25 protein-coding genes are annotated in these 25805 nt (G+C 67.1%); 8 read left to right on the forward strand and 17 right to left on the reverse strand.

The window, feature by feature from the left end:
- Positions 1–517 precede the first annotated feature (517 nt).
- Entirely contained in the window at positions 518–1171 is a 654-nt protein-coding gene (locus tag VLK66_RS02930; protein WP_325307763.1) for an amidohydrolase family protein, read from the forward strand.
- Positions 1084–2346 carry an amidohydrolase gene (locus VLK66_RS02935; protein WP_325307764.1) on the forward strand — a complete coding sequence of 421 codons (1263 nt, stop codon included), beginning with the start codon at positions 1084–1086 and terminating at the stop codon, positions 2344–2346. The genes VLK66_RS02930 and VLK66_RS02935 overlap by 88 nt, the downstream gene beginning before the upstream one ends.
- 231 nt (positions 2347–2577) lie before the next feature.
- Here VLK66_RS02935 and VLK66_RS02940 read toward each other — a convergent pair whose 3' ends face one another.
- The 9 genes from VLK66_RS02940 to VLK66_RS02980 all read right to left on the reverse strand — a co-directional run bounded on the left by VLK66_RS02940 (position 2578) and on the right by VLK66_RS02980 (position 13112).
- Positions 2578–2826 carry a hypothetical protein gene (locus VLK66_RS02940; protein WP_325307765.1) on the reverse strand — a complete coding sequence of 83 codons (249 nt, stop codon included), beginning with the start codon at positions 2824–2826 and terminating at the stop codon, positions 2578–2580.
- A gap of 279 nt (positions 2827–3105) precedes the next feature.
- The gene (locus VLK66_RS02945; RefSeq protein ID WP_325307766.1) at positions 3106–3990 is read right to left on the reverse strand and encodes a glycosyl hydrolase; all 885 of its coding nucleotides are present in this window, start codon (positions 3988–3990) and stop codon (positions 3106–3108) included.
- The gene (locus VLK66_RS02950; protein ID WP_325307767.1) at positions 3987–4772 is read right to left on the reverse strand and encodes a TIGR04290 family methyltransferase; all 786 of its coding nucleotides are present in this window, start codon (positions 4770–4772) and stop codon (positions 3987–3989) included. The genes VLK66_RS02945 and VLK66_RS02950 overlap by 4 nt, the downstream gene beginning before the upstream one ends.
- Before the next feature lie 201 nt (positions 4773–4973).
- The gene (locus VLK66_RS02955; RefSeq protein WP_325307769.1) at positions 4974–5366 is read right to left on the reverse strand and encodes a hypothetical protein; all 393 of its coding nucleotides are present in this window, start codon (positions 5364–5366) and stop codon (positions 4974–4976) included.
- Positions 5367–5370: 4 nt separating this feature from the next.
- The gene (locus tag VLK66_RS02960) at positions 5371–6135 is read right to left on the reverse strand and encodes a nucleotidyltransferase family protein (protein ID WP_325307771.1); all 765 of its coding nucleotides are present in this window, start codon (positions 6133–6135) and stop codon (positions 5371–5373) included.
- Between the two features lie 4 nt (positions 6136–6139).
- Positions 6140–7264 carry a CgeB family protein gene (locus VLK66_RS02965; RefSeq protein ID WP_325307773.1) on the reverse strand — a complete coding sequence of 375 codons (1125 nt, stop codon included), beginning with the start codon at positions 7262–7264 and terminating at the stop codon, positions 6140–6142.
- Between the two features lie 199 nt (positions 7265–7463).
- Entirely contained in the window at positions 7464–11258 is a 3795-nt protein-coding gene (locus VLK66_RS02970; RefSeq protein ID WP_325307775.1) for a hypothetical protein, read from the reverse strand.
- A 262-nt stretch (positions 11259–11520) separates the two neighbouring features.
- Positions 11521–12432, reverse strand: coding sequence for a subclass B3 metallo-beta-lactamase (bla, locus tag VLK66_RS02975; protein ID WP_325307777.1), 912 nt, complete (start codon positions 12430–12432; stop codon positions 11521–11523).
- 131 nt (positions 12433–12563) lie between these two features.
- Complete coding sequence (locus VLK66_RS02980) at positions 12564–13112, reverse strand: SRPBCC family protein (protein ID WP_325307779.1); 549 nt, start codon at positions 13110–13112, stop codon at positions 12564–12566.
- 217 nt (positions 13113–13329) lie between these two features.
- Here VLK66_RS02980 and VLK66_RS02985 point away from each other — a divergent pair, with 217 nt between their 5' ends.
- From VLK66_RS02985 to VLK66_RS02995, 3 genes are all read left to right on the forward strand, one after another.
- On the forward strand, positions 13330–13551 hold the full coding sequence (locus tag VLK66_RS02985; RefSeq protein WP_325307781.1) for a DUF433 domain-containing protein: 222 nt from the start codon (positions 13330–13332) through the stop codon (positions 13549–13551).
- A complete protein-coding gene (locus VLK66_RS02990) occupies positions 13548–13880 on the forward strand; it encodes a DUF5615 family PIN-like protein (protein ID WP_325307783.1) in 333 nt (110 codons plus the stop codon). Before VLK66_RS02985 ends, VLK66_RS02990 begins: the two co-directional genes overlap by 4 nt.
- Before the next feature lie 371 nt (positions 13881–14251).
- A complete protein-coding gene (locus VLK66_RS02995; protein WP_325307785.1) occupies positions 14252–16411 on the forward strand; it encodes a hypothetical protein in 2160 nt (719 codons plus the stop codon).
- 385 nt (positions 16412–16796) lie between these two features.
- Here VLK66_RS02995 and VLK66_RS03000 read toward each other — a convergent pair whose 3' ends face one another.
- Both VLK66_RS03000 and VLK66_RS03005 read right to left on the reverse strand, forming a co-directional pair.
- Positions 16797–17069, reverse strand: coding sequence for a hypothetical protein (locus VLK66_RS03000; protein ID WP_325307787.1), 273 nt, complete (start codon positions 17067–17069; stop codon positions 16797–16799).
- A 339-nt stretch (positions 17070–17408) separates the two neighbouring features.
- Complete coding sequence (locus tag VLK66_RS03005; protein ID WP_325307788.1) at positions 17409–18221, reverse strand: hypothetical protein; 813 nt, start codon at positions 18219–18221, stop codon at positions 17409–17411.
- A 175-nt stretch (positions 18222–18396) separates the two neighbouring features.
- On the opposite strand from VLK66_RS03005, the gene VLK66_RS03010 reads away from it, so the two are divergent.
- A complete protein-coding gene (locus VLK66_RS03010) occupies positions 18397–19560 on the forward strand; it encodes a hypothetical protein (RefSeq protein WP_325307790.1) in 1164 nt (387 codons plus the stop codon).
- Positions 19561–19686: 126 nt separating this feature from the next.
- Here the strand turns inward: VLK66_RS03010 and VLK66_RS03015 are convergent, their stop codons facing one another.
- From VLK66_RS03015 to VLK66_RS03040, 6 genes are all read right to left on the reverse strand, one after another.
- Complete coding sequence (locus VLK66_RS03015; protein ID WP_325307792.1) at positions 19687–20469, reverse strand: hypothetical protein; 783 nt, start codon at positions 20467–20469, stop codon at positions 19687–19689.
- A 5-nt stretch (positions 20470–20474) separates the two neighbouring features.
- A complete protein-coding gene (locus VLK66_RS03020; protein WP_325307793.1) occupies positions 20475–21857 on the reverse strand; it encodes a hypothetical protein in 1383 nt (460 codons plus the stop codon).
- Entirely contained in the window at positions 21857–22795 is a 939-nt protein-coding gene (locus tag VLK66_RS03025) for a hypothetical protein (RefSeq protein WP_325307794.1), read from the reverse strand. The genes VLK66_RS03020 and VLK66_RS03025 overlap by 1 nt, the downstream gene beginning before the upstream one ends.
- A gap of 397 nt (positions 22796–23192) precedes the next feature.
- Positions 23193–23657, reverse strand: a complete 465-nt coding sequence (locus tag VLK66_RS03030; protein WP_325307796.1) for a DoxX family protein — start codon at positions 23655–23657, stop codon at positions 23193–23195.
- A 156-nt stretch (positions 23658–23813) separates the two neighbouring features.
- Positions 23814–24311 carry an SRPBCC family protein gene (locus VLK66_RS03035; RefSeq protein WP_325307799.1) on the reverse strand — a complete coding sequence of 166 codons (498 nt, stop codon included), beginning with the start codon at positions 24309–24311 and terminating at the stop codon, positions 23814–23816.
- Positions 24312–24375: 64 nt separating this feature from the next.
- Entirely contained in the window at positions 24376–24726 is a 351-nt protein-coding gene (locus VLK66_RS03040) for a metalloregulator ArsR/SmtB family transcription factor (RefSeq protein WP_325307801.1), read from the reverse strand.
- A gap of 328 nt (positions 24727–25054) precedes the next feature.
- Here VLK66_RS03040 and VLK66_RS03045 point away from each other — a divergent pair, with 328 nt between their 5' ends.
- Both VLK66_RS03045 and VLK66_RS03050 read left to right on the forward strand, forming a co-directional pair.
- Positions 25055–25495: a YybH family protein gene (locus VLK66_RS03045; RefSeq protein ID WP_325307803.1), complete on the forward strand. Its 441-nt coding sequence runs from the start codon at positions 25055–25057 to the stop codon at positions 25493–25495.
- 194 nt (positions 25496–25689) lie between these two features.
- The coding region (locus VLK66_RS03050) for a transposase (RefSeq protein ID WP_325307805.1) at positions 25690–25805 on the forward strand (116 nt) is incomplete at its 3' end.

The raw sequence follows: 25805 nt of genomic DNA on the forward strand, positions 1-25805 counted from the left end.
CTCCTCCGCTTGGGGTGGAGGAGCCAACCTGTGGGATCGGCCGCCCGCGCGCTCACCTCACGCGCAGACCGCCACGAGTGCGATGCCGACTGTCAGATTTTCGCCCGCCGAAAGTGTCAGATTTACGCCCGCCGCTAACAAGTGCTGAGTGCTGAGTGCTGAGTGCTGAGTGCTGAGTGCTGAGTGCTGAGTGCTGAGTGCTGAGTGCTGAGTGCCGAGTGCCGAGTGCCGAGTGCCGAGTGCCGAGTGCGGAGTGCGAGGGGCGGCATCGCTGGTCTCCGCGTCTCCGCGTGAGATGCAGGAGAATTGGGGGATGCAAAACATCCGTGGCATCGTCCCGTTGCAGCGGGTGCATCGGGGTGGTGCGGCGGCGCTCCGGAAGAGACGTCGGGGGATGTGGATCAACGCGATGGGATGCAATGGGTTTGCAGATCGGATGAATATCTGGCGTGGTGCGTGCCTTCCACGGCGGCGTTTCCCGCCGTATCCAGCGACCCACATCTCCAGATCCCGATCCATGCACAGACCCACGAAGCACCTTCGCGCGCTCCTGCCGTTCATCCTCCTGCTCGCCCCGCTTCCGGCGGCGGCGCAGGCGGTGATGTTCCGCGCGGCGCGGATCTACACGATGGAGCAGGACTCGCTCGTCACCTCCACCCCCGCCCTGGCCGTGCAGGCCGGCCGCATCGTTGCCGTGGGCGACTCGGCGTCGGTCGCCCGCGTCCTGGGGCAGAGGGGGCTGCGCTACAGCGTGGACCGGCGCTTCGCCGCGAACGTGATCTTTCCCGGTTTCGTGGAGGCGCACACGCACTTCCAGATGTACGGGATGTTCGCGGCCACGCCGTACGTGGGGTACGGAAGCCGCCCCGCGCCCGACGGCACGCTGCAGCCGGGAGTGCCCACGCTGGCGGGGGTGGTCTCCACCCTCCAGGCCGAGCTGGCGCAGCATCCCGGCCGGCCGGTGTTCGGGTACGGCACCGATCCCATCTACTGGAACGGCTCGCGGCTCACGGCCAGCGAGCTGAACCAGGTGAGCAGCACCGTGCCGGTGATGGTGCAGCTCGCCAGCGGGCACATCGTGGTGTGCAACGACACCATGCTGGGCCTGGCGCGGAACCACGACCCCGCCCTGTGGAACCAGCTGGTGGCCTCGGGGCGGTGGTGCAGCTGAACGGAAAGCCCACCGGCGAGCTGGACGAGCTGGCCGCGGTGGAGCTGGCGTTCGCCGCGTTCGCCAGGGCGGACCCCACGTTCGTGCGCTACGCCGAGGGCGCGCTGGACCGCTCGGCCAACCTCATGCGCCGCGCCGGGATCACCACCGCCACCGACCTGCTGTTCGGCGACGGGACGAAGGAGCAGGAGGAGGTCGCGCGGGCGCTGTACGGCACCGCGGCGGCGCTGGACCCGGCGTTCCCGCGGGTGTACCTGGGCTACAGCGCCACGGCGCTGATCGCCAACTACGGCGCCGCCGGCGCGGTGGCCCACCTGCAGGCCGAGGCCAGGCGCGACACCGGCAAGATCCACGTGGGCCCGGTGAAGATCATCTTCGACGGCTCGGTGCAGGGCTACACCGCCGTGCTCTCGTCGGGCTACGTGGCGCCGCCGCCGCCGGGCGAGAACCCGATCTGGAACGTGCAGCCGGACAGCATCGTGGCGCTGGCGCAGCCGTTCTGGAACGCGGGGTTCCGCCTGGCGGTGCACGTGAACGGCGACTCGGCCACCGAGGAGCTCATCCGCGCCGTGGGAAAGCTGCAGGCCGCGCATCGCTGGGCGGACCACCGCACCACCTTCGAGCACAACCCCGCCGCGCGCCCCGGCCAGTACGACGCCATCCGGGCGCTGGGCGGCACGGTGAACCTGTTCGCCGGCCACATCTGGTACTACGGCCCGCAGCACGAGCGCTACACGCTGGGCGCCCGCGCCGCCGACATCTCGGCCGCGGACTGGGCGCTCTCGCGCGGCATTCCCTTCTCGCTGCACTCCGACGCGCCGGTGACGCCCGCGGCGCCGCTCTTTTCCGCGTGGAACGCGGTGAACCGCATCATGCCCACCACGCCGAGCGACAGCGTGCTGGGCCCGCAGCACCGCATCACCGTGGGGCAGGCGCTGCGCGCCATGACCATGGGCTCGGCGTACCTGCTGGGCGCCGAGGGCGACATCGGCAGCCTCAGGCAGGGAAAGCTGGGCGACTTCGTGGTGCTGGGCCAGGACCCGTTCACGGTCGATCCCACGCGCCTCTGCGCCGTCCCCATCCTCGCCACGGTCATCGGCGGCGTGGTGTGGACGCCCCCCGCGCAGAAGCCCACGACGCCGCTGTGTCCGAGCGTGTCGACCGGCTCCGATTAATCTCACGCGGAGCCGCGGAGAACTAAACGCGGCACTGAGTTCTCTGCGTCTCCGCGTGAGATAAGGCAGTCGGAGGTCGCGCGAATGTCGTCGCCGCGACCACTTGGCACTTGGCACTTGGCACTTGGGACTTGGGACTTGGGACTTAGGACTTCGTATGAAACGGCCCCGGCGGCGCCCGAATGCGCCGCCGGGGCATCTATCTGGAAAGCGAGGCCGAGGTTCGACCGGTCAGGACTCGGCGATCGCGTTGCGGAGCGCGCCCGGGAGCGTCGCCGTGCTGGCGAGGCCCGCGCCGGTGCGGCCGCTGACCACGTGCAGCGGCGCGAGCGCGCAGGGGTGGTCGGCGCTGCCGCAGCTGCTCAGGCCGCGGCCGGATAGCTCGTGCGCCACCAGGCTGTCGACTCCTGCGTACAATCCCACGCCCAGCATGAACAGCGCGAAGGTGGCACGGACGGTGTTGGCGAAAGACTTGGTCATGGTATCCTCGGTCGGCTCGTGGTTTCCAGGTCGCAGCGTTTCGTGCTGCTCGTGGAATAGGACGAGGGAAACCTCCAAAAGGTTTTATTTCGATTCTTAGACGGCGATTAACCGCCGAGCGCGGGTGCGGCATTCCGGCCGCACCCGCGCTGGTATTTATACGGGATTCTGATCGTAAATCGTTGTGCGGCAACTACATCGACCGGCTTTCAAAGTCACCGCGCACCGCGCCGTGAGCCCTTTCGAAATCCCTGTCCCCTGTCCTCTATCCCCTGTCCCTCATCCGTACCGCCGCACCATCCGCGCGCAGAAGTCGGCGAACTCGTCCACCACCCGGGGGGGGCTGGTGTGGTGCGGGACCACGCCGCGGCACTCGGGGGTGAAGCAGAAGGTGACGGTGACGTCGAACTCCTCCAGCGCGGCCATCTGCCGGTCGAACCACGCCTCGGCGTCGCGGTCGTGGTCGTCGCTCCAGGCCAGGCCGGTGCGCACCTTCTTCACCCCCAGCTCGCGGAACCACCGCACCGCGTCGTCCAGCCGCGGATCCTCGTAGTGGAACCACTGGCAGAGGCCCAGCTCCGGTGCATACTCCGCGAAGGTCCTCAACGCCTTCTTGGGCGTGCCGTCCGGGCGGACGAGGCCCATGTGGAAGTGGCGGAAGTACGACGAGCCCTCGCGCTCCTTGTGCCGCGTGGTGGCCCCCCAGGCGCGCGGAAGGTCGAAGAGCGAGTACCAGTGCACGCGCTCCGCGCGGCCGATCAGCATCCCCGCCGTCTTCTCCAGCCCCAGCCGCTGCACCTCCTCGTTGGCGTACGTGCTGACGCCGACCTCGGTCACCCACACCGGGCGGTCGGTGACGTCGCGCACGGACTGCAGCTTCATCGGCCAGTCGTCCACGCTCCACAGGTTCCAGTCGAGCGGGAAACCGTGGACGGCCACCACGTCGACCTCGTCCAGCGCGCCCTGCTGCCGGAGGTGCGACACGAAGCCGGGGTCGATGGGGCTCATCCCCCCCAGCACACGGGTGAGGCCGGGCTTCTCCGCGCGCACGGCGGCCCCGGCGCGCCTCACCATGTCCGCGTAGATCCGCCAGCCCTGGTCGATGCCGAAGTCCCAGTGGGACATGTTGTTCGGCTCGTTCCAGAGCATCACCGCCTCGATCACCGGCCGTCTCCCGTCCGCGCGGGGTAGACGGCCCGCTGCAACTCGTCCGGGACGGCAGCGGCACGGCAGAGGTAGACCTCCTGCTCGGGGTGCTCCACGACCTGGAAGCCCGCGCTGCGCAGCATGGCCTCGGCGCAGGCGGCATTCGGCACCCACCAGTTGGTGGGGTCGTCGGCGTAGCGGTGCTCGATGAAGTGCAGCTTGGGATAAGCCGGCAGGTCGAACAGCTCCGTCTCCCAGAACTCGTGGTTCGCGCCCACGTCGATCGAGTCCTCGGAGCCGCGCTGCATGCTCTGGAAGAGGAGCAGGTCGCCCACCACGTGCTCGCGGAGGAGGTCGAGCGCCAGGAGCGGGTGGCGGAGATGGTAGAGTACGCCCATGAAGATGACGAAGTCGAACTTCTCGCCGAGCGCGGCCACGTCGTACACCGACATCTTGCGGTACTCGATGTCCAGCCCCTCGACCCCGGCGGCGAAGCGCGCCTGGTTCAGGTACAGGTCTTCGCTGTCCACGCCGACGACGCGGGACGCGCCGCGGCGCTTCATCTCCATGCTGTAGAACCCGGCGTTGCAGCCGATGTCGAGCACCGTCTTCCCCGTGAGGTCCGGCGGGATAACGTGCGCGAAGTTGGCGAACTTGAAGCTGGGATAGTCGCCCAGGAAGTGGTCGGGGGCCGTCTTCACCCCCTTCAGGTCCAGGTTGTGGAACCACGGCCCCAGCTCACGGACGCGCTTCTCCAGCAACTCGGGCGAGAGCGCCCCGGGTTCTACGATGGTCGTCATCTCCAAACGGCTTCAGGGGTTGGACCGCATGCCCGCGGAAATCCGGATGGACGCACGCAACACCCGGACCGATCGCGCACCTGAGATGCGCCCCTCACCGGCGACTGAAGTTGCAGCAACAACTACGGGAAGCCTCGCAAACTGCGCGAGGCTGTTCGGCCCGGCGGCGGGTTCAACGATAGGTGATCGCCAGATCCGGTGTTAGTCGTGCGGGGCGGTGGCGACGCCGGTGGACCAGAACGCCCGCGCCGCGCCGCCGGCCGGATGATCGCGCCGGAGCGAGCGGCGGTGGCGCCCCAGGGCCTCGAGCGCGGGAGCGGAGAGGCCGCCGCGAAGCTTCGCGGCCTCGTGCGCGGTGAGCGGGAGAAGGCTCCAGTGCTGCGGGTCGTCGCCGTTCCCCCAGTCCACCGTCTCGATGAACACCGAGAGGAACCGCTGGCCGCACGCGCCGCACGCCAGGACCATCACGTGGAAGTGCGGCTCGTCCGCCATCTCGGCCTCGCGGCGGAGCGCCTGCCGGGCCTCCCACGCGGCGTCCGCGTCCGCGGGCCAGCAGCGGACGCAGCCGTATCCCCCCGCCTTCCCGGGATGCATCCGCCTACGCTCCGGCGGGTCCGCCCCACCGGGCCACGTCGGCGGGGCGCTCCTCCAGCACGTGGATGGCCTCGCGGTAGCCGTGCAGCGTGCCCACGTCCACGTACGCCTCGCCGGCGCGGACGCCGCGCGCGCGGCCGCCCGCCGCCAGCCACGCGTTCACCAGCGTGCCGATGTACTCGTCGCGCCGGCCGCGCTCCTGCCAGAGCGCGTGCAGCTCGGCCAGGGTGCGCGCGGGGAGCTTGAACGCGCCCCACACCCAGTGCGTGGCCGCGCCCGGCTGCTTCACCTGGATCTCGCGCACCGAGCCGTCCTCGTCGTGCACCACGGCGTCGAAGAACTCGGGGCGGTCCACGGGAAAGAGGAGGAACGAGAGCTCGCCGTCCGGCAGCGCCCGGAACCCGTCTTCCGGGAACCAGAGGGTGTCGGGGAGGCCCACCAGCACGTCGTCATCGGGAGAGATGAACGGCAGGGCGCGGAAGATGGAGTCGCAGAGCCCCGCCGGCTTCGGCTGCACCACGTAGCACAGCGAGGCGCCGCCCATCTCCCCGCCGTAGTAGCCCAGGATGTCGGACTTCCCCGGGGAGATGACGAAGCAGATGCGGTCGGCGCCGCCGCGGATCATCCGCTCCACCAGGTACTCGCTGACGGCGCGCGGCCGCTCCACCCCGTCCTCGTCCTCGCGGCTGCCGACGGGGAGCAGCTCCTTGCTGAACGCGAGCGGCTGGATGCGCGTTCCCGCGCCCGCCGCCGGCACGATTCCCCACATCTCCTCACGCCTCCATCGCCAGGGATCCCTCGGCCGCATCCGCGTCCGACCGCCACCCCTCGCCGCGCACCGCGGCGTCCAGCATCTCCTCCAGCTCCATCGCCCTGCGCTCGCTGGTGTGCGCCGCAAGCGTCCGCTCGCGCGCGGCGGCGGCGATGCGCGTGAGCTCGTCGCGCGGGAGGGAGATGGCGGCCACCGCCTCGTCGGTGGTGGAGGCGGTCAGGATCTCGTCGCCGGGGGCGAAGAAGGCGTCCAGCCCGTCCCACGCGTCGCTGAGGATGGGAACGCCGCACGCCGCCGCCTCGAACAGGCGCCCGCTGGGGCAGAACCCCATCTCCGCCATGGCCCTGCGCGTCACGTTCAGCGTGAGCGCGGACGAGCAGAAGAACGCCGGGTGATCGGCCGGGGGGAGATGGCGCTGGAAGAAGACGTTGCCGGTCCACGGGAAGTCGTGCGGATACTGCGCCCCGGCGATGGCGAAGCGGTGCCCAGGCATCCGCCGCGCGGGCTCGATGAACAGCGCCTCGAGCGCGGCCTGCCGGTCTTCGGCGTAGGTGCCCAGGTAGCTGAGGTCGGCGCGCGGCCCCTCCAGCGGCGGCACGGGGCGATGGACGTCCGGGTCGACGTGCCCGTACAGCGGCGCGGTGCGCCGGGCGCCGAGCGTCGTGCGGAGCTGCTCCAGCGCCGAGCCTCCGGTGAACGAGAGCACCAGGTCGAAGCCGCCGAGGCCCTCCGGCGGGAGATACGGCACCTCGCGCCCGCTCTTCAGCCCGTCGAGGGTGACGGGGGTGTCCATGTCGTAGAAGGTGCGCAGCTGCGCGGGCGAGTCCAGCACGGCTCGCGCGGCCTGGACGCCGTCGGCGCAGTAGCTGGTGACCATCGCCACGTCGGCGTCGGCCAGGTGGCTGCGCGCGTAGGGGAGGACGGCGTCCCACGAGGGGTAGAGGACCAGCTCGCCGCCCGGGATCTCCCACAGGTCGCGCGCGCCGGCGTACCACGGGACGTCCTTCTCGAAGAAGACCACGCGGTGCCCGCGGGCGATGAGCGCGCGCGTGAGCCCGCGCCAGAGGGTGGCGTGCCCGTTCCCCCAGCTGGAGGTGATGGTGAGGCCGAAAACGACCAGCTTCATGCGCCTCCCGATGGGGCTCGGGAGGCGGGGGCGTGCGTGCGGAAGGCTGCGGGCATGGGCTCCGGAGTCGGGTTGGCGTACGGCCGTTCACTCCGGTCGGAACGGATGCAGAAGCCGAGCCAGTGGAGGATCTACGTAGATGCTGGGGTGTGAATAGGAAGGGCTCTGCGCTGGTTCGAGCTATGAACACGTTGGCAGTTCAGTCTCGCATGAAGTCGCGTTTCATTTCTAACTCCATCCAGCGCCGATACTCTGCAATTTCGGCTTCAACGATTTTGCGGTGACGGAGCAGATCAGGTGCGTTAAATAGTGGTAAGAACGACATCAGAATATCAATCCGTCTATGGATGTCGGGAACAAAGCTACCGCGACCCGCCCAAGACTTCGAATCAATCGCGAGACGGCGGAAGTCGTGGACGTTCCGATTTTTCGTTAGGAAAGCTTCGAGCAGCCTATACTTTCTCTCCGGACTAAAGTGAACAGTGGTTGTGAACACCCATGCGAGAAAGTCAATGTCGGTGGGCGAATCCAACACCAATGCTGTCAGAAATTCGTCCTGCCGCTCTCGGACGATAGCATCACTACTACCCTCAGCTCCATCCGGGATCGGCGCACGCACAGCAAAAAACACCCGCAGATACGAGCGGAACGCAATACGCGTCGCCTCCAGATCGTAGATCTTCCGGATGATTCCTTTCATGATCCGGCGGTAATCGTCACGTCGCCAGATGACGTCGTAGTTCCGGTGATCGCGGCCGGGGTCTGGGGCATCCCATTTGTCGCGCCCGGAATGGTGCTCAAAAACCCAATCTACATATTTCGTACCGAAATCAGGATCGTGAGTCAGCAACAAATTGAATGCTGATCCATCATGGTCGGAATACTGTCCACCGATCTGCATCCAGAGATACGCTCGTGTAAGCAAGTCCGGATCCGCGTTGAACAGTTGCAAGAGATCTATATCGGACTCCCGACCAAGACTAAATAGCGACTCAAAAAACCCAGTTACGTGATCACCATTTTCGGCACGTTCGAGTACGATCGACACCACGCGTCGGAACACATCTGGATCGACAGCAGCATACTTGAAGAGGTATCTTAGATCGTACGGAAAATCATGAATCTCGCCTACCCTATGCAAAGAGCAGAGACCTTCCACATGAGCCCGCGATGCCAAATGCGCGGGAAGGGCAACATAGTACTGGAACACCCACTGACGACGGAGATTATACTCATGCTCAGTTAGGGTGGAGTAGGCGGCAGCCTCCCCTGCTGTGGCGATTAGTGTCGCCGGCACGGAATAACCCCGTAAATTGAGTGAGTTTCCCATTGCCACATACTCACCTATCACGGAGAGGTAGAGCTGCGAATCACGCTCGGCAAGCTCCCTGAGAACGGATTCGACGCCGATTTCGAGTTGTCCGCGTGCGTGATCGGTTGTGACCTTCTGTAGCAAAACTCCTACGTTGACAAAGAAGGAGGTATAATCCGCGGCAGAGTACCTTCGGAAAAATCTATGAACCCTCGAATAGTGCCACGTGCTGTACGCTGAGATACCAACCTTCGCACGCATTTCCCACGACGGATTGAGGAGCTGAGCTAATTTGAATAGATCGTTCTTAAATCGGCTACGAAGCCCTCGAGGATATGACACCCTACGAAGTCGAAGGAGATCTAAGTAGTCTTGGACAAAAACACAGTGATCAAAATCGGCTGGTTGAAGCCGCGACGAGATGAACGGTAAAAGCAAATTCGCGTCAGCTTCTACAATGTTCCTTACGGTGATATCCGCCGTGGAGGTTGCGTATGAGTGTAAGACGCCGAGTACGTCCGGGAAATATTCTGTATCTGCGAGACGAAAGAGTTCGCTCCAAATTTTACGGCGGAGAACAACCACATCGGGCGCATCAGCCAAGTTAAAACGCCAAACCGCCAAAGAATCGTCACGTGTGGTCTCAGTCGAGCTGAAGTGAGTTTTCAGGAACTCCTTCGCGACCGCGAAAAAAACCCGGATTACTAGATCGTCCCGTGAACTCGCAATTGTATCAATCAGGACATCGACAACGGTGGACTCGACCTCAAAACCCTCCCAATGCGAGACATGCCTGAACCCATATCGCTGGACCAAGTAGCCTGTTATGTGGGGCAAGTCGCTGGGATGCTTCACCGCGTAATCCAGCAACATCTGAAGGGCGGGTCGAAGTAAATCACCACTGTACCTGAACTTACCAAGAATGTGAAGGACAGAACCTTCAGCCACTGATGGGGATGTTCTCTTATAATCGAAGTTCAAGGGCTGATCTCGCGGTTCTGTTAACATCGACTCTACGCGCTCCTGAACGGCGAGAAGTGCGTCCGTCGGGACTACAAACCAAAATGTATCCACCGCCAGTAAGAAAGCTCGCTCGTCGTTTATAGCACGGGCGCGACTGATGGTTTTCTCGACCGGGTTCCGAAGTCTCGCCCGAATCAGCTCACCATCGAATACTGTTGAAGCGGCATAAATTGCATCCAGAAGACGGCGGCGAAGCCGGGGAAAGAACGCCTCAAATAGAACATTTACATCAAAAACTCCCGTTCCTTTGAAGAAACCCAGATAGAACAGATATGTTGCAAGTACCTGGTCAGAAATCTTGATGACTTCTGATTCATACATGTCAACCAGTTCTAATTTGTGCATTTCTCTCGCCGCCTCCCAGAATACATTTGAACGGATTCCAAACGTATCTTCAATTAGGCCCATCTGCTCGCTATTTTCCTTGTCAATTGTACGAAACACCGCGATAACAGCAGCGACACGTAGAATTAACGGATCATTTAGCGCAATGAGATCCTGCCGTACAGTCGCATAGTATTCCTCATATAGAGTTGTGACATCAGCAAGGCTCTCGATGTTCTTCTCCCGCGCGGCGACCTGAGCAGCCATCAGAGCCAACCGAGGGTTTCCCCTCGCTACTTCCACGATTCTGTTGAGGAAGTAGGAGTTTGTAATCGTAAAATGTTCGCGAACGATGAACTCTATTTCGTTGTCTGATAGCGGATCGACCTCCAGTTCTGTCACTCCTCGGTATACGCGCGTTAATTCGTTAACGCTACTAAGTGCATAGTCGCGAACTGTAGCAACCACCTTAAAGCTGTTGGCCCGGAGAGGTTCGTGAAGAAGTTGAAGAACGTGGTTGAAGTTTGTAAGTCGGTTCGCGTCATCGACAAGAACAAGGAACTTTTTTCCTACGGGGAAGTGAATGCGAAGGTCGTTGAAGAGATCACGCCCACGATTCAGAATGCAGCAAGCACGCCACTTGGGATTTCTCTCACAAAACTGTTGAATAGCTTCCAGTGCAAAACGAGTCTTCCCGACACCAGATTTTCCGGCGATCAGGATTACATTGTTTGATCCTATTTTCTCGAGAAAGTCTGCAATCTCGGACTCACGCCCATGAAAAACGGTATCCAGCGGCGTGGTCAGCGCGTTCCTTCCGTAGCTGGCAACAAACGCGCTAGGAGGTATGATCTGGCCAGTATCAACCTCGACTCCAAGGTACTCCAACGCGAGTCCTGGGTATTGTAGATACAGAGCGTATGCCAGCGGTCCGATACCAATTAAGGTGAGAAGAACGTTATGAGCGACTGCCTCCTCCAGTAGCGCACTCGCCTCAGCGGGCGCCAATCTACCCGTATAGCAAAAGATAACTTCTTGTATTTTGCCAATTGGAACGCCTGTCTTCGCCTCATCAATACACTTGGCGAAATCCGACCTGAGTTTTCTCTCCACATTTGAAACTTGCGTTGTGTACTCTGCAAAGATGAAACGCCCGTTCGGCTGAGCTATCCAAGTATCTGGCGTCCCTTTCGCCACTTTGTCGGAACCCAACACACGACCTAGCGAATTGATACCTTCGTAGCCACGGCAGTGGAGGTACGCATCGCACAATTGGTGGAAGCGCCCGCCTTCGAGAGTAAGAAGCGCGTTTTCGATCTGGGTTAATTTCGACATGCTTCCTCTCGTCTACGTCCAAGAAATCAGCAATGCTTCCGGTACCAAGTATGCGCGTACGCCAGGTGATGAGAACACGACAGCCGGGACCGAACTACCTGAACCGCACCAGCTTTCCAATCCCGGTTCCGTAGACGAGAACGGTGGCCGCGCGGGCTTTGCCTCGCGGCCGCCTTGTATGCCCGCCATTGCTGCGTGCGCATTGGGCTCAGAGCAAGACGTTGTGAGTGCCGTTCACCACCCACGGGAAAGACGCCGCGCGTCACCCCCCCAGCTTCGCGCGCTCCTCGGCCAGGCGGCGGGCAAGCGCCTCGCGGGCGGTGGCGGCGTAGCGGGCGCAGGCGGCGCGGTCCACGAAGGCGTCCGGGGCACCGGCGTCGCGGGCGGCGAGGCGCTCGAACAGCGACGAGGCGCCCGGGTGCGGGGTCAGCAGCACGTCGCAGGAGAGGCGCTCCAGCACCGCTTGGCCGCGCTCGAAGTCGGCCACGATGCCGGGATACGTGGTGTTGCGGGTGAAGTAGAAGCCGTCGGCCGAGATGGGCGTCTCGCTGTCGGCGTAGACCAGGTCCAGGCAGCGCTCGCCCTCGCACGACCGCCAGCTCCACGTGGTGCCGCCCGGCGTGTGCCCCGGCGTGGCGTGCGCGGTCAGCGCCAAATCGCCCACGCGCACCGTCTCGCCGTCGGCGACGACCTGCACGGGGCCGCGGACCGCGGGGAAGCCCGGAAGCGAGCCGTACTGCGGGTCGTCGGGCCCGGACGCGCCGCGCTCCAGCACGCGCGCGCTGGACGCACTCGCCGCCACCCGCGCGCCGGAAACGCGCTGCACGGCCGCGAGCCCGCCCGCATGGTCGAAGTGCACGTGCGAGTTCAGGATCAGCCGGATGTCCTCCACGCGGAAGCCGAGCGCGCGCACGTTCGCCATCACCAGCGGGGCCGACTGCGGGAGCGCGGCGTCGATCAGCACGTGGCCGCGCGGCGAGGTCACCAGGATGGCGCCGAGCCCGTGCGTGCCGACGTACCAGGTGTTGCCGAAGACGCGGAACGGCCGCTGCGGCTGGTTCCATTCCGCGCAGCTCGAGCAGCTCACAGGAGCGGTGTCGGCCGGCACCTGGGCGTGCAGCGGAAGCGCCAGCGCGGAGGCGGCCAGGAGCGCGAGGGACGGAGAGCGTGGCATCGGGGCGCGGCGGGCGAGCGGTTGCGGTCGAGCGGGACCGGCGCATCGTAGCCCGCCCTCCGCACCACCGCAACGTCACGCCCGATGGGGGCAACCGGCCCGGAGCGCCGCCGATCCCGTGGAGCGGCGCGTCACGCCGGCTGCGGGGCGGGCTCGGACTCGGCGACCGACTTCAGGTTGGCCAGCCCGCGCTCGAAGTCCGGGCCGACCATCCGGTCCATCGGCATGAACAGGCACATCACCTTGGTGGCGAAGGTGTGGTTGCCGTGCATCGCCCAGGTCACCCGCGTGCCGCCGGATTCGGGCACCATCGTGAAGACGGCGGTGTGGTGCGCCTCGAACGGCTTCAGGAAGTCGAGCTGGATGCGCAGCCGCGACGGCGCGTCGCTCTCCACGATCTCCATCCTCCCCTGCCCCACCTTGCTGTTCCCCTCCCACCCGTACACCGCGCCCGGTCCGTGCTCGGCGCCCGACCAGGTGCGCTTCAGCGCCGGGTCGATCTTTTCCCAGGGCGACCACGCGCTCCAGCGGTGGAAGTCGTCCAGGTGCGGGAAGATGCGCGCCGCCGGCGCGGAGATCGTGGCGGAGCGCTCGACCCGGAAGGTGTCGGGCCGCGTCGCCGCGAAGGCGAGCAGCGCGGCGATGGCGGCCACGAGAACGAGGGCGATGATCAGCAGCATGGGTTCCTCACAAGCGGATCGGGGTGACGCGGCGGCGGGGACAGGTGCACGGAGCGCGCGCGACATCCGTTTCGCAAGGATTTCGCGGGCAGTGCTCCTGCGGCGGTACCGCGCACACGGCCGTAGTGACCAAAATTGTCATTGGCATAGATTAGTGGACCACGATGGACCACCGTGGACCACCACCGGTCCATGCCGCCTGTCAGCGAGGAACGAGATGGATTACCGCGACCGCATCACGATCGAGCCGGACAAGCGCAGCGGAAAGCCATGCATCCGCGGCCTCCGGATCACGGTTCAGGACGTGCTGGAGTATCTCGCCTCGGGAATGACGGAGGCGGAGATTCTCGAGGACTTTCCGGACCTTGAGCCGGAAGACATCCGCGCCTCGCTGGCGTTCGCGGCGGATCGCGAGCGCAGGCTCATGGCCGGCCTGTGAAGCTCCTGTTCGACCAGAACCTCTCGTGGAAGCTCGTGCGCCTTCTCGCGGACGTGTACGAGGGCTGCGCCCACGTTCGGGACCTGGGGATGGCCGACGCGACGGACACCGTCATCTGGGGCTACCCCGCGGAGCACGGGTTCACCGTCGTGACGAAGGATTCCGATTTCCTGCAGCGGAGCCTGCGGCTCGGATTTCCGCCGAAGGTCGTCTGGCTCAGGCTTGGGAACTGCTCCGTGCAGGCTTCGGCCCAGCTCCTGCGCGATCGATACATCCGCGTGCGCGACTTCCACGAGGAGCCCGACGCTGCCGTCCTGACGCTTCCCTGAACGCCGCGGGCCGGGCCGGAATCTCCGGTCCGGCCCGCTACGCATCCCCCGCCCGAGCATCACCACCACCACCGACATCCCGATCGATCCGGGGAAGTGAACCGCCGTGATTCCCTGCGCGCGCTCGCAACGCGCCGTCGGTTCGCGGGGCGCGCGAAGAGCCGCCGAAAGCATTGTCCGCGCGCGTAACCCGTGATTCTATATCCGCATCCACGGCTTCACCGCGAGCGGATCGCGCACGTGCGCGACCGCCGTCCCCGGCCGGATCTCCCTCCCGCCCTCGCCATCGCCCCGCGCCCCACCGTGCGGCCGGGTGGGCGTGAGCGCCCGGCATCTCCCGTCTCCCCATCTCCCAGCCAACGGAGCGCAGCATGGAACTGGCACTCGACAAGCTCAACGCCGAAGACGTGCTGCACCAGCTCATCGGCATGGCCGCGGGACAGATCCCGGTGGCCGGCGGGTTCGTGAACTACCTGGTCGACACCGTGCTCTTCCCGAAGCCCGACGTGGACATCTGGGCAGAGATGGAGGGGCGCGTGCAGGGGCTGGTGGGGAGCCGGCTGGACGAGATGGTGGCGTCGCTGGGCGCCAACAACGCCGCCAACCTGTTCGCCCGGCTGCGCGCGTTCGGCAACGAGCTGCGGCAGTTCGCCTGGATCACCGACCGCGAAGAGCGCAAGCTGCGCCTGGCCTTCATGGTCACGCAGCTGAACGCCGCCGTGGCCGAGTGCGTGGCGCTGCCCAACGCGCAGCTGCTGGCCATCCCCGACATCCTCCGCCCGCTGTCGCTGGCGCACATCGCCGTGCTGATGGAGCAGAAGGCGCTGGAGCCGCACCGCTACGAGCACCAGGCGGCGCTGAACCACACCGCCATCATGTACAGCGACCTGGCCGGCAGCCTGTTCCAGCGCGCGCTGGCGTGGCGCCGCGCCATGGTGGCCGAGGGCAAGGGACGGCTGGTGATCGAGGACCTGAACGTGAACGAGGGCGCGCAGACCAGGTCCGTGCACTTCACCGTCTACGACCGCTTCGCCGAGAACCGCTGGCAGCCCGGGCCGCACGGGCTGCCGGTGATCAAGAAGATCGCCGACGGACTGCGGATGGACCGCGTGGACGTGCGCTACGCCGATACCGAGCAGGCCACCTACAAGGCGCTGACCGCCTACGACACGAAGATCGTCGGCGAGTACACCGACCTCTGGAACCGCAAGCTGCTGAACTACACCAGGGAGTTCATGAAGCTGGTGGACTGGCCGGGCGTGGAGCGGGAGAAGAAGGGGCAGGCAAAGGCCGAGCGCCGGGTGCTCACCTTTCCCCTCACCATCGCCGGGGCGCGGCCGGCGCGGGCCAAGGGCTCGGTGCTGGACCGGCTGGACCTGTTCCTGGAGCAGCAGATGGACCAGTTCGCCATCGCCGGGCCGCGCTACGCGCAGACGTACCGCCTGTCGCCCGAGGCGCTGGCGGGCGAGCACGCGGTGATGCACACCCGCGCCGACACCTACGACACGGCGATGGCCTGCATCTACTTCCAGGAGCGGGGAGAGATGGCGCGCGCCGCGGACCTGGCCGACGCGCTGGTGGTGGCCCAGAACCACGACGCGAAGGGCGGCGGCCGCATCGTGGCCGCCACGCGCGCCGACGAGCTGCTGGACCGGGGAATGGGGAACACGACGTCGGTGTTCGTGCACGATGGCGGGCGCCGCGACGTGGGAAACATGAGCTGGGCGGGGCTGGCGCTCACGCGGATGGCGCACCGCACGGGCCGCTACCGCTACCTGCACGCGGCGGAGAAGATCGGCGGGTGGATGCTGGAGAACTGCAGGGTGGCGGACGCCTGGGGCGGCTTCAGCGGCGGCGAGGACCACTGGGGGACGAAGTACCCGTGGCGCTCGGTGGAGCACAACGTGGACGCCTTCTCCTTCTTCGCCAACCTCCACCACCTCACCGGCGACCCGGCGTGGGCCGACGCGTCGGCCAGCGCGCGGAAGCTGGTGCTGGCCTGCCGGGTGACGCCGCGCCGCGACGTGGTGTGCTACGTGACGGGAACGGGGGAGAAGATGGAGCTGAACAGCGGCGTGATTCCCACCGACACGCAGAGCTGGACGGCGCTGGCGGGGATCGACCCCGGGAACAACGAGCGGCTCAGCCTGATCTACATGCTGAACCACATGGACGCGACCAGCGAGGGCTTCGCGGGGACGAAGTTCGCGGAGCACGGCCAGGAGGTGCAGAACGAGGCCACCGCCGGCGCCGCCATGGCGCTCTGGCTGCGCGGCGGCGACGAGGGAATGCGCGGCGAGGCCCAGCGCTACCTGGACTCGCTCACCCGCCAGATCACCGAGGCCCGGAACGGCGACGGATATGGCGTGGTGGCCACCCCCGCCGCCGAGGCGAAGACCGGGCCGGGGCTGGGGTGGAGCTACTTCAACTTCCTGCACGTGGCCTCGTCGGCGTGGACGGGGCTGGCCCTGCTCGCGTGCGACAACCCGGGCGCCAACCCGTACGCGCCGCTGTCGGCGGTCGCGAAGTAGATACGGGGTCGGCCATCGACCGTGCATTCCTCAGCCGGGCGAACCGCAGGGAATCACACGGAGGGAACGGAGGGAACGGAGAACTGCGTTTCGTTTTCCGTTTCCCTCCGTGTGATGATACCGGATCTGGCAATCATCTGTGCATTACAAACGCACAGAGAGACGTCATCCTGAGGCCGACCACACCATCGTTGCCCCTGCACGAGCGATTGCAGGCCGAAGGATCTGTAGGCGAGGTCGCACGTGCGCTTCCGGATTGCACGATCAATCCCCAATTCGGTATGAGATTCCTTCGATCGTTCTGAACGCACGATCCATTTCCTGATCTTCGCAGGAAGGCACGAAGCGGCGCCGCGGGGATGCTTCCCGCGGCGCCTTCTTTTCGTCAGCTCTGCCCTGCCGAATCCTGCGCCTTCAGCAGCATCTCGATGTAGCCGTCGGGGCTGGAGCCGGGCGGAAGGACGGTGATGTTGCGGAACCCGTTCTCCGGCATGATGACCGAGTCCGCCTCGGCGACGGCGCCGCCGCGGACCGGGTCGATGCCGCCGTTGGTCCAGCCCAGGTCGTCGAGCTTCTGGTCGCGCCGGTTGATGGGCTCTACGCAGAAGACGCGGCCGGATCTGTGGTCGCGCACGAAATAGCGTCCGGTGGTGCTCATGGTTTCTCCCGGGTGTCGTTTGCCGTTGTGGTGACGATGTCGGTCACCGCCGGCGCGGCACCCCGGAGGGCGGCGCTCAGCGGTGCGCGTTCTGGTCCATGATGCACCTCGCCGTGACGGGTAGAGTGTGGCTGTTCGCCGATTGGAGGCACGAAAACGGGAGTCGCATCCGGGCCGTCATCCCCCACCCGCGGGTGAGGGACGGACGGGCAGGCGCGGGAGGATCTTCCCTCCCCCGCACCCGCGTTTCCCGGGACGCGACTCCCGATTGCGCGACAATTGTAAACGGATGCCGCGGGGGCCGTCAACCCGCGGTATCGGCTTGAACCCGCTCCGCGCCTACCGCCGCTTGCGGTTGCGCCGGCGCGCCGCCTTCTCGGCCTTGCGGCGGCGCTTCTCCACGTCGCCGCGCGGGATCGCGCCGCCGTGCGCCGCCTTCGGGGTGCCGGGCGAGGGGCGCAGGTGCGGGGTGTAGGTCCAGTACCGGGGCCGGGGCGTGACCCGCTCGGAGATCAGCCCGAGCTCCAGCTGCACGTCCTCCCAGTCGCCCATGACCGAGATGTCGGCCTCGCCCGCGGCGTAGATCTCCTCGATGAGGGGCGCCGTTTCCACCGCCTTCAGCTCGATCAGGTCGCCGACGAGGAACGCGTTCAGCGCGGGGTGCTGCCGGCCGGACCAACGCAGCTGGCGGACGAGGATGTCGACGACCGCGGAGCGCGTCTCCGGGTGCCGCTTCGCGATCTCCGCCAGGCCGTTGGCCGTCGTCGCCCCGGTGATGACATCGAAGCCGATCGATTGCCGGGCAAGCGCCACGCGCAGCGGCTCGACGGCGGCCGGGCCGAGCATCCCGAATACTGCCGGCAGCTCTTCGTGCGCCCAATCGTCGTCGTCATTCTCCAGCACCTGGACCAGCGGCTCGACGGCGGCCTCGGCGCCGAGCTGCCCCAGCGCGCGCCAGGCGTAAACGGGCGCCCACACCTCGGCCGAGTCCTCGCCGGCAGCCGCGAGCTCAGGGTCGCTCAGCATCCGGATCAGCTCCGGAACGTGCTCGCCGGTGATCCCCATCTCCCGGTAGTCGGCCCAGTCACCCGGGAACTCGGGCCGGCCCATCGCCAGCAGCCGGTCGACGGGGGGTGGATAGGACGGCGTCATACGAGGTCGGTGGCCGCGGGTAGGAGTGAACGGAGCGAGGCGGTAGATCGCGACAAAGTGTCGCCCCACCGACGCAGACGCAACAGTCGCCGCACCGTGCCCCTCGCGGAGGCCGCGTCCACGTCGTAGAATCTCCCCCGGTGAACGCAGTGACCCCCTCGGCGAGCCACGAATCTTGAGCGAATACCAGTACTACGAGTTCCAGGCGATCGACCGCCCCCTCATCCGTGAGGAGATGCGCACGCTGCGCGGCATCTCGTCGCGCGCCACCATCACCCCCGGCCGTTTCGTCAACGAGTACAACTGGGGCAGCTTCAAGGGCAACGCGTTCCAGCTGATGGAGCTGTACTTCGACGCGTTCCTGTACTTCGCCAACTGGGGCACGCATGAGCTGATGCTGCGCCTTCCGTCGCGCGTGCTGGACGCGAAGACCGCCGGGCTCTACTGCCCCGGCGATCTCGCTTCGTCATCGGTCCGGGGCGATCACGTGATCCTCGCCTTCACGTCGGAGGACGAAGGTGCCGACTGGCTGGGGGAAGACGACGGGGTGCTGGCCTCGATCCTTCCGGTGCGCGCGGAGATCGCGAGCGGAGACCATCGCGCGCTGTACCTGGGCTGGCTGCTGTACGCGCTGACCGAGGGAGCGGAGGACCACGAGACGGAGCCGCCGGTCCCGCCGGGGCTCGGCGAGCTCACCGCGGCGCAGGAGGCGTTCGCCGACTTCCTGCGCATCGACGACGACTGGATCGCCGCCGCGGCGGAACTCAGCCCGGCGATGCGGGCCGAGCCCGATGGCGAGCAGGTGCGCGCGTGGGTGGCCGCGCTCGGCGAGGCGGAGAAGACGGATCTCCTCGTCCGCGTCGCGCGCGGGGAGGGCGGCCTGGTCGCGGCCGAGCTCACCGCTCGCATGCGGGCCCGGCTCGGCGCACCGGCCGGGGCCTCCGCGCCGCGCACCGTCGGCGAGCTGCGCGAGGCCGCGGAACGGCGCGCCGAAGAGCGCAGCCGCGCCGCCGCCGAGCGGGCCGCCCGCGAGAAGGCGCGGAAGGATGCGGAGATGGCCGCCGCGCGCGAGCGCTACCTCGACGGCCTCGCAGGTATGGAACGAGAGATGTGGGCGAAGGTGGAGGAGATGATCGCGACCAAGCAGCCGAAGCGGTACGACGAAGCCGTGGCGCTCCTCGTGGACCTCCGCGATCTCGGCGCGCGCGACGGCCGTGCGGAGGAGGTGCTGGCGCGCATCGAGGAGATCCGCGTGCGCCACGAGAAGAAGCCCAGCTTCCTGCAGCGGCTGGCGAAGGCTATCCCGCCGCGTCCGGTGCTTTTCGGGGAGATTCGCTGATCACCCCGTCAGCGGGGCGACCTCACCTGACGAGAAGAGCGAGGACTGACGAAGCAACCTGGCCGCCGCGGAGCACGTGTCCGCGGCGGCCAGCCCGCATCAAAGCTTGAAATCCAGTCCCCGCTTTCAGTTGTATTGGATCTTCGTCGAGTCAAAGCCGGCGTTGCGGAACAGGCGCTCCCAGTAGGATCGCACCGCTGCGGCGTTCGGCTTGTCGGCGAGATTGCCCATGAACACGCGGATCGCCGCGTTGCGGAACCGGGACCTGTCCACGTGCAGTTCCCTGAACAGCGCCGTGTCCGCATCCGCCCACTGCTCGGCCTGGGCGCCGGACTGCGGCGGATGAACGTCGAAATCGCGGCGCGGCGAAGGCATGCTTTCCCGCATATCGCCGAAGATGTAGACCACCGCGCCGGAGTCGGTGTGGGCGAGCTCGTCGCTCGCGACCGCCAGCACACCCAGCATGTCGGTGTGCGCCCGAGAGGCCGGCTTCACGCTGGCTGTGCGCAACCCGAGCATCGCGTCGCGTGCCTGCTTTCGCAACAGGTTCGCGTTGCTCTCGAGCTGAGTCTTTTTCTGCGCTTTCTGGATCGTCGTGCCGGTCGCGGTGTCGCGGGTGAGTGTATCGGTGACGTCGACCCGCTCCGACTTTGCGGTTGTAGCGGCATGCACGAGGAAGCCGTGGAGCCCATTGCCCTTGCACGTTGCGACCGAATCGGCAAGCTGCGCCAGGGTGGAATCGAATCTCGCCTGCGTCTGAGAGTCGACGACGCTGCTGGCGCTCTGGTCGTAGAAGACCAGCCTCTGCCGCGGAGTGCATTCCTGCCGCGGCGGGCAGGCGGCGAGCAGAGATACCACGCCGAGCGGGGCGAGGCGGACCAGCATTCCGCCGAGGAACGAGAACGTCATCGGGTTCAGTTCAGTGTGGCAGGGGGGATCGCCTGCTCGCGCAGGGCACGGCGAAGCGCGACGAATGGACGCGGCCGCTTGCGGCGAGGGCGCTCCCCCTCCGTGGCTTCGCGTTCGTCCGCCGCCACCGCGATTCCCAGCTCGTAGCCGTCGTCGTACAGGCTGCGGAGACGGAGCCGCCGCTCATTGCTCAGCCGGGCCAGCAGCGCGCGGCGCTCCACGGCCAGGGACTCGGCACGGTTCTCCAGCTCGGTCGCGGGCGGCTCGTCGGCCAGCGTGGCACGGAGGCGCTCGAGGTCCGCGGCGTGCCGCGCGAGCTCGGCGGCGGCGGTTTCCCGCATGGCCTTCGCCTGCGCGCGCTCCGCCGCGTGCTCCTTCAGCCGGCGGGCGGCCGGCTTGCGGACGTGGAGGTGGAAACGGAGGTATCGCAGGCCGATCCCCAGGCTGGCCGCTCCGGCCGCTGCGAACAGGATCCCCGAGAGGATGAACGACCAGCGGGCCAGCGCGCTGGCGTTAATCTGTGCCTGAATCGTCGCCAGCTCCCGCCCACGCGCCGCCGGGTCCGGGTTCGCCATCGCCAGCTGCACGGCGGACTGCATCCCGTTGGCCTCGAACCGGAAGGCGCCCAGCACCCAGAGCGTGACCACGGAAAGCAGCGCCAGCACGCCGATGGTGATGACGAACTTCCGCTCCTTCCCCTCCCAGTAGTGCTTCTCCACCAGCCGGTCGTACGCCGGCTTCAGGACGATGGAGATCATGGCCAGGCCGAGGGCGAACACCCACGACTCGTCGATCAGGCCGAAGATCTTCGACCCGGTGAGCGACAGCGCGTCGGCCACGATCTTCTGCGACATCACCACGTCGCCGAAGATGAACAGCGCCCCGGCGGTCAGGAAGATCGCCGCCTGCGACTTCGATCCCGACTGCCAGTGCCCCTCGGATGCCGCGGCGGCCTCCTGCACCGCGGCATCCGCGCGGACGGCCGCCGCCTCCGCCCGTTCGCTTCGCTCGCGCAGCACCGCCAGCTCGCCCGTCCGGCCGGCAAGGTCCGCGCGCTGGCTGCGCAGCGACGCGGCCTTTTCGCGCGCCTCGCGCTCGCGAGTCTCCAGCTCGGCCAGCAGCCGCTCGATCGCCTCGCCTTCCACCGTGTGGGCGATGAACTCGCGGAAGTTCTCCGGCGGCACGCCGCGGCGCCCGTCGAGATGTCCGTAGCCAAACGCCGAATCCACCTCGGGAATGTCGCTGCGCATGTAGGTGACGGGAACGCCGAACCGCTCGGTGGTCTCCCCCACCTCGCGCGGCGCCGGCTGCGCGGGTGCCGGAGCGGGCGCGGCCTCGGGCGCAGGCTCCGGGCGGGGACGGAAGATTCCGGGAATCGAGATGCGCATCAGCGGGAACCGTTGGAGGAGATCACGGCGGACGGGGAAACAAAGCGCGCGGGATGCTGCCCGGACCCGCCCGCGAGCCCGAACTCGCTGCGGAACAGCGCCACCTTGGCGTCGCGGATCGCGTCCCACTCCGCGTCGGAGCGCAGCGAGGCGATGGCGCGCCGCAGCTCGTCGGTGCGCGCCTCCGCCTGGTGGCGCAGGTCCACGGCCCGGGCGCCGCGCTGCGCCCGCATGGTCCGGATCGCCTCGCCCAGGCGCGGGACGCTGCTCAGCAGCTGCCGCCCTGCGAACACGAACACCAGGAAGAGCAGCGCGGCCGTGGAAACGGCCCGCACGCCGCCCAACCGCTCCCACGCCCACACCGCCACGAACACCGCGGCCACGAGCGGCACCCCGAACTCGGCCAGGCGGATCTTCCAGAGCTCCACCCGCCCCGGCCGCTCGGCACCGTCGGCCACGAAGAGCAGCGACACGGGAAGGAACGCGGTGAAGAACCCGGCCGCCACCACGCCCAGCGTGACGAGCGCGGCAGGCCCGAAGGCGCTGCGCAGCTGGTCGTACACGAGCGCGCCCGTGCCCACGCACGCCGCGGCGGACGCAAGGATACCGAGCCCGTAGCGCACCGCGAGCGCGGCGGGAGCACCGTCGCCGGGGAACGCTGGTTCCACGCTGGCCGGCGGCCGCGGGAGAGCGGCTTCGCGCGACTCGCACCGGGCCAGCTCCGCCTCCAGCCCCGCGCGGACACGGGCGGTCTCGGCGCGGCAGAAGAGGTAGTAGGCGCGGATGCACTCCTCTTTCGCCTTCAGCCCGCCCTCGTCGCGGGCGAGCCCGAAGAGCACGCCTTCGTCGCGCAGCAGGCCGTCGTCCTCGATCCACCGGAAATCGAGCGTAGCGCCGTCGGTGGACGTGCTGGTGCTCGCCCGGGCAGGGGATAACATGATCATTGGATAAACGTATTCACCTCGGGTGGGACGAGTCTCATTGCGGGGCGGCAGCGCGCGAACCTGAGGGCACTTCGCCCGTGGGACACGGCGGGAGTCGCTGCATACGGAGGGATCCTGCGGGAGACGGCCTCCCGGAACCGGAGCGGCCGTCCGACCGAAACATATGGCGCCTCCGGATTTCGCGCCAGAGGGGACAATGCCTCGGAATCCACAGTTCCAACCCGGTGTGCTCTCCCGCCGGAAACCATTGACGGGCACCGCCACGCGTTTTCCCACCCGGACGCCGGTATTGCCCGCGACCCACCGCCGAAAACCGGCGATGCATTGCGGGCCGGATCGAAACGCTCGATCCGGCCCGCGGCCCGACGTACTCGAAACCGCCTCTACCGCATCACCCCATCGCGGCGCGGCGGGCGGCGGGGTGCTCGCCGTCGGCGGTGCGGCGGCGCGAGCGGGCGATCTCCGCGTCGAGACTCCAGTCCCCCGGCCCGGCGAACACCAGGTAGAGGAAGAAAAAGCAGTACAGCACGGCGCCGATGCCGTTGTTCGTTTCCGGGAAGAAGCCCATCGGGAAGTGGAACTGGAAGTACGCCACCGCCATCTCGCCGGCCAGGACGAACGCCACGGGGCGCGTGAGCAGGCCGAGCGCGATCATCGCCCCGCCGACGATCTCCATCATCCCCCCGATCCCCATCTGCGACATCCACGGGACCGGGACCACGCCGGGCGGCGCAGCGGGCGGCCAGCCGAACAGCTTCATGGTGCCGAAGGTGATGAACAGCAGCCCGCCGGCGATGCGGTAGACGGCCAGCGCCCGGCCGGGCCACGGCTCGCGCGCGGGTTCGAAGATCGGCATGCGGTCTCCAGGTTGTGGGTGGGCACTCCGGGAAATCGTCGCGTCACCAAAAGAACGCGGAGTGTGGGGAGGATGCAATCCCGCGGCGTTGCCGAAGTTCTTTGCGCCGTCCGGGATCGCCGGGTCCTCCCCGGCGGGGACCCGGCCGACCCTCGCTCAACCCGGCGAGGCCAGGTGCTCGGCCAGGCGCTCCAGCGTGTCCCGGGCGCCTTCGATGGCACCGTGCTCGCGGACCACGTAGTCGCGCGCGGCGGCGGTCGGGAATACTGAGCGCAGGGTCACGCGCGTGCGGCCGCCCTCGTCCTCGAAGGTCACGGTCGCGTCGAAGCTGGCGGGCTCGCCCGGGGCGGTGCCGTGCGCCCACGACAGGCGCTCGGGGCGCACGACCTCGCGATAGACGATGTAGTTGGGATAGTCGGTGCCGTCCGGGCCGTGCATGATGTGGCGCCAGACGCCGCCCGGCCGCACGTCCATCTCGTGCGTGGTCGTGGTGAAGCCGCGCGGGCCCCACCACCCGCTGACGTGCGCGGAGTCGGTGAACGCGTCGAACACCAGCTCGCGCGGCGCGTCGAACACGCGCGTCGTGACGACCTCGCGGTCCGCCGTGTCGCTGGGGGCGGCCGCCGTGCCGGTTGCCGTGCTTTCCGTCGTCATCTTTCGTCTCGCGATTCGGGGTCCATGAGGAATGACGCCGCCTCGCTGCGGCGGCATCGGGTGATCAGCCTTCGCTCTCCTTCTGCTTCCGCTGCACATCGGCCAGATACGCGTCCAGCCGGTCGAAGCTCTCGTCCCAGAACCGGCGGTAGCGCTCCACCAGGTCGGCCACGTCGCGCAGCGGCCCGGCCTCCAGGCGGCACGGACGCCACTGCGCGTTGCGGCCGCGGGTGATCAGGCCGGCGCGCTCCAGGACCTTCAGGTGCTTGGAGATGGCCGGGCCGCTCATCGCGAACGGCTCCGCCAGCTCCTTCACCGACGCCTCGCCCGACGCCAGCCGCGCCAGGATCGCCCGGCGCGTGGGGTCCGCCAGCGCGGAGAGGGTGACGCTCAGTGGGTCGGTCGATTGCTGCATATAACCATTTGGTTAAGTAACCTGATGGTTATATAAGCTCACCACCGTTGTCCTGTCAACGGTCTTGAAGAGAGCATCACCGGCGAAGAGCAGACGTAGTGAGTGATGAGATTCGCGAAAATGCGAGTGAACTCGCGGCTACAACGGCACGCAGTCCGCCTTCGCGGACTTCTCGCGAGGCAGCGACGGTGTGGTCGCCGATGCATCGTTTGGGGATGGAGATCGGGATCACGGCTTGACTGTGGGCGGGCGAATCTCATACTACGAAGCCCTATCCGCGCCCCGGACCGGCGCGTGGATGCCACTCTCTCCCGATAAAGGAGAATCGATGACCGATGCAGCCGGCGCGTCCGCCGAATCCGGGATCCGCGCGGCGATCGAGCGCCGCGTGGCCGCCGTGCGCGCCAAAGACGTGGACGCGGCGATGACCAACGTCGCGGACGACGTGCTGACCTTCGACGTGGTGAACGCGCTGCAGCTTGCCGGCGCCCAGGCGACGCGTCAGCGAGCGGCGGAGTGGTTCTCGTCGTTCTCGGGGCCGATCGGGTTCGAGATGCGCGACCTGGCGATCGTCGCGGGCGGCGACGTGGCGTTCTCGCACTCGCTGAACCGCTACAGCGGCACCGTGACCGCGGGCGCGCTGGACATGTGGGTGCGCGTGACCACCGGCTGGCGCCGCATCGGCGGGCGGTGGATGATCACGCACGAGCACAACTCCGCGCCGTTCAGCACGGACACCGGCCAGCCGATGCTCGACGCGCAGCCGTAGCCGATCGCAACTCATACCGCATTCGGAGATCGATCGTGCAATCCGGCAGCGCACGTGCGGCCTCGCCCCTGGATCCTTCGGCCTGCAACCGCCCCTGCGAGGGCAACGACGGTGCGGTCGGCCTCAGGATTTGGGATTGCCCCACGGTGGTGGACACCTCAATAAGCCCGTAGGTTCGGGCGAGGAGGTGGTCCATGGCTGAGAAGCGAAGGCAGTACACGCGCGAGTTCAAGGTGGAGGCGGTGCGGCTGGCGACGAGCGGAGAGAAGAAGCCGGCACAGGTAGCACGCGAGTTGGGGGTCCGACCTGA

Source organism: Longimicrobium sp. (assembly GCF_035474595.1).
Taxonomy (GTDB): domain Bacteria; phylum Gemmatimonadota; class Gemmatimonadetes; order Longimicrobiales; family Longimicrobiaceae; genus Longimicrobium.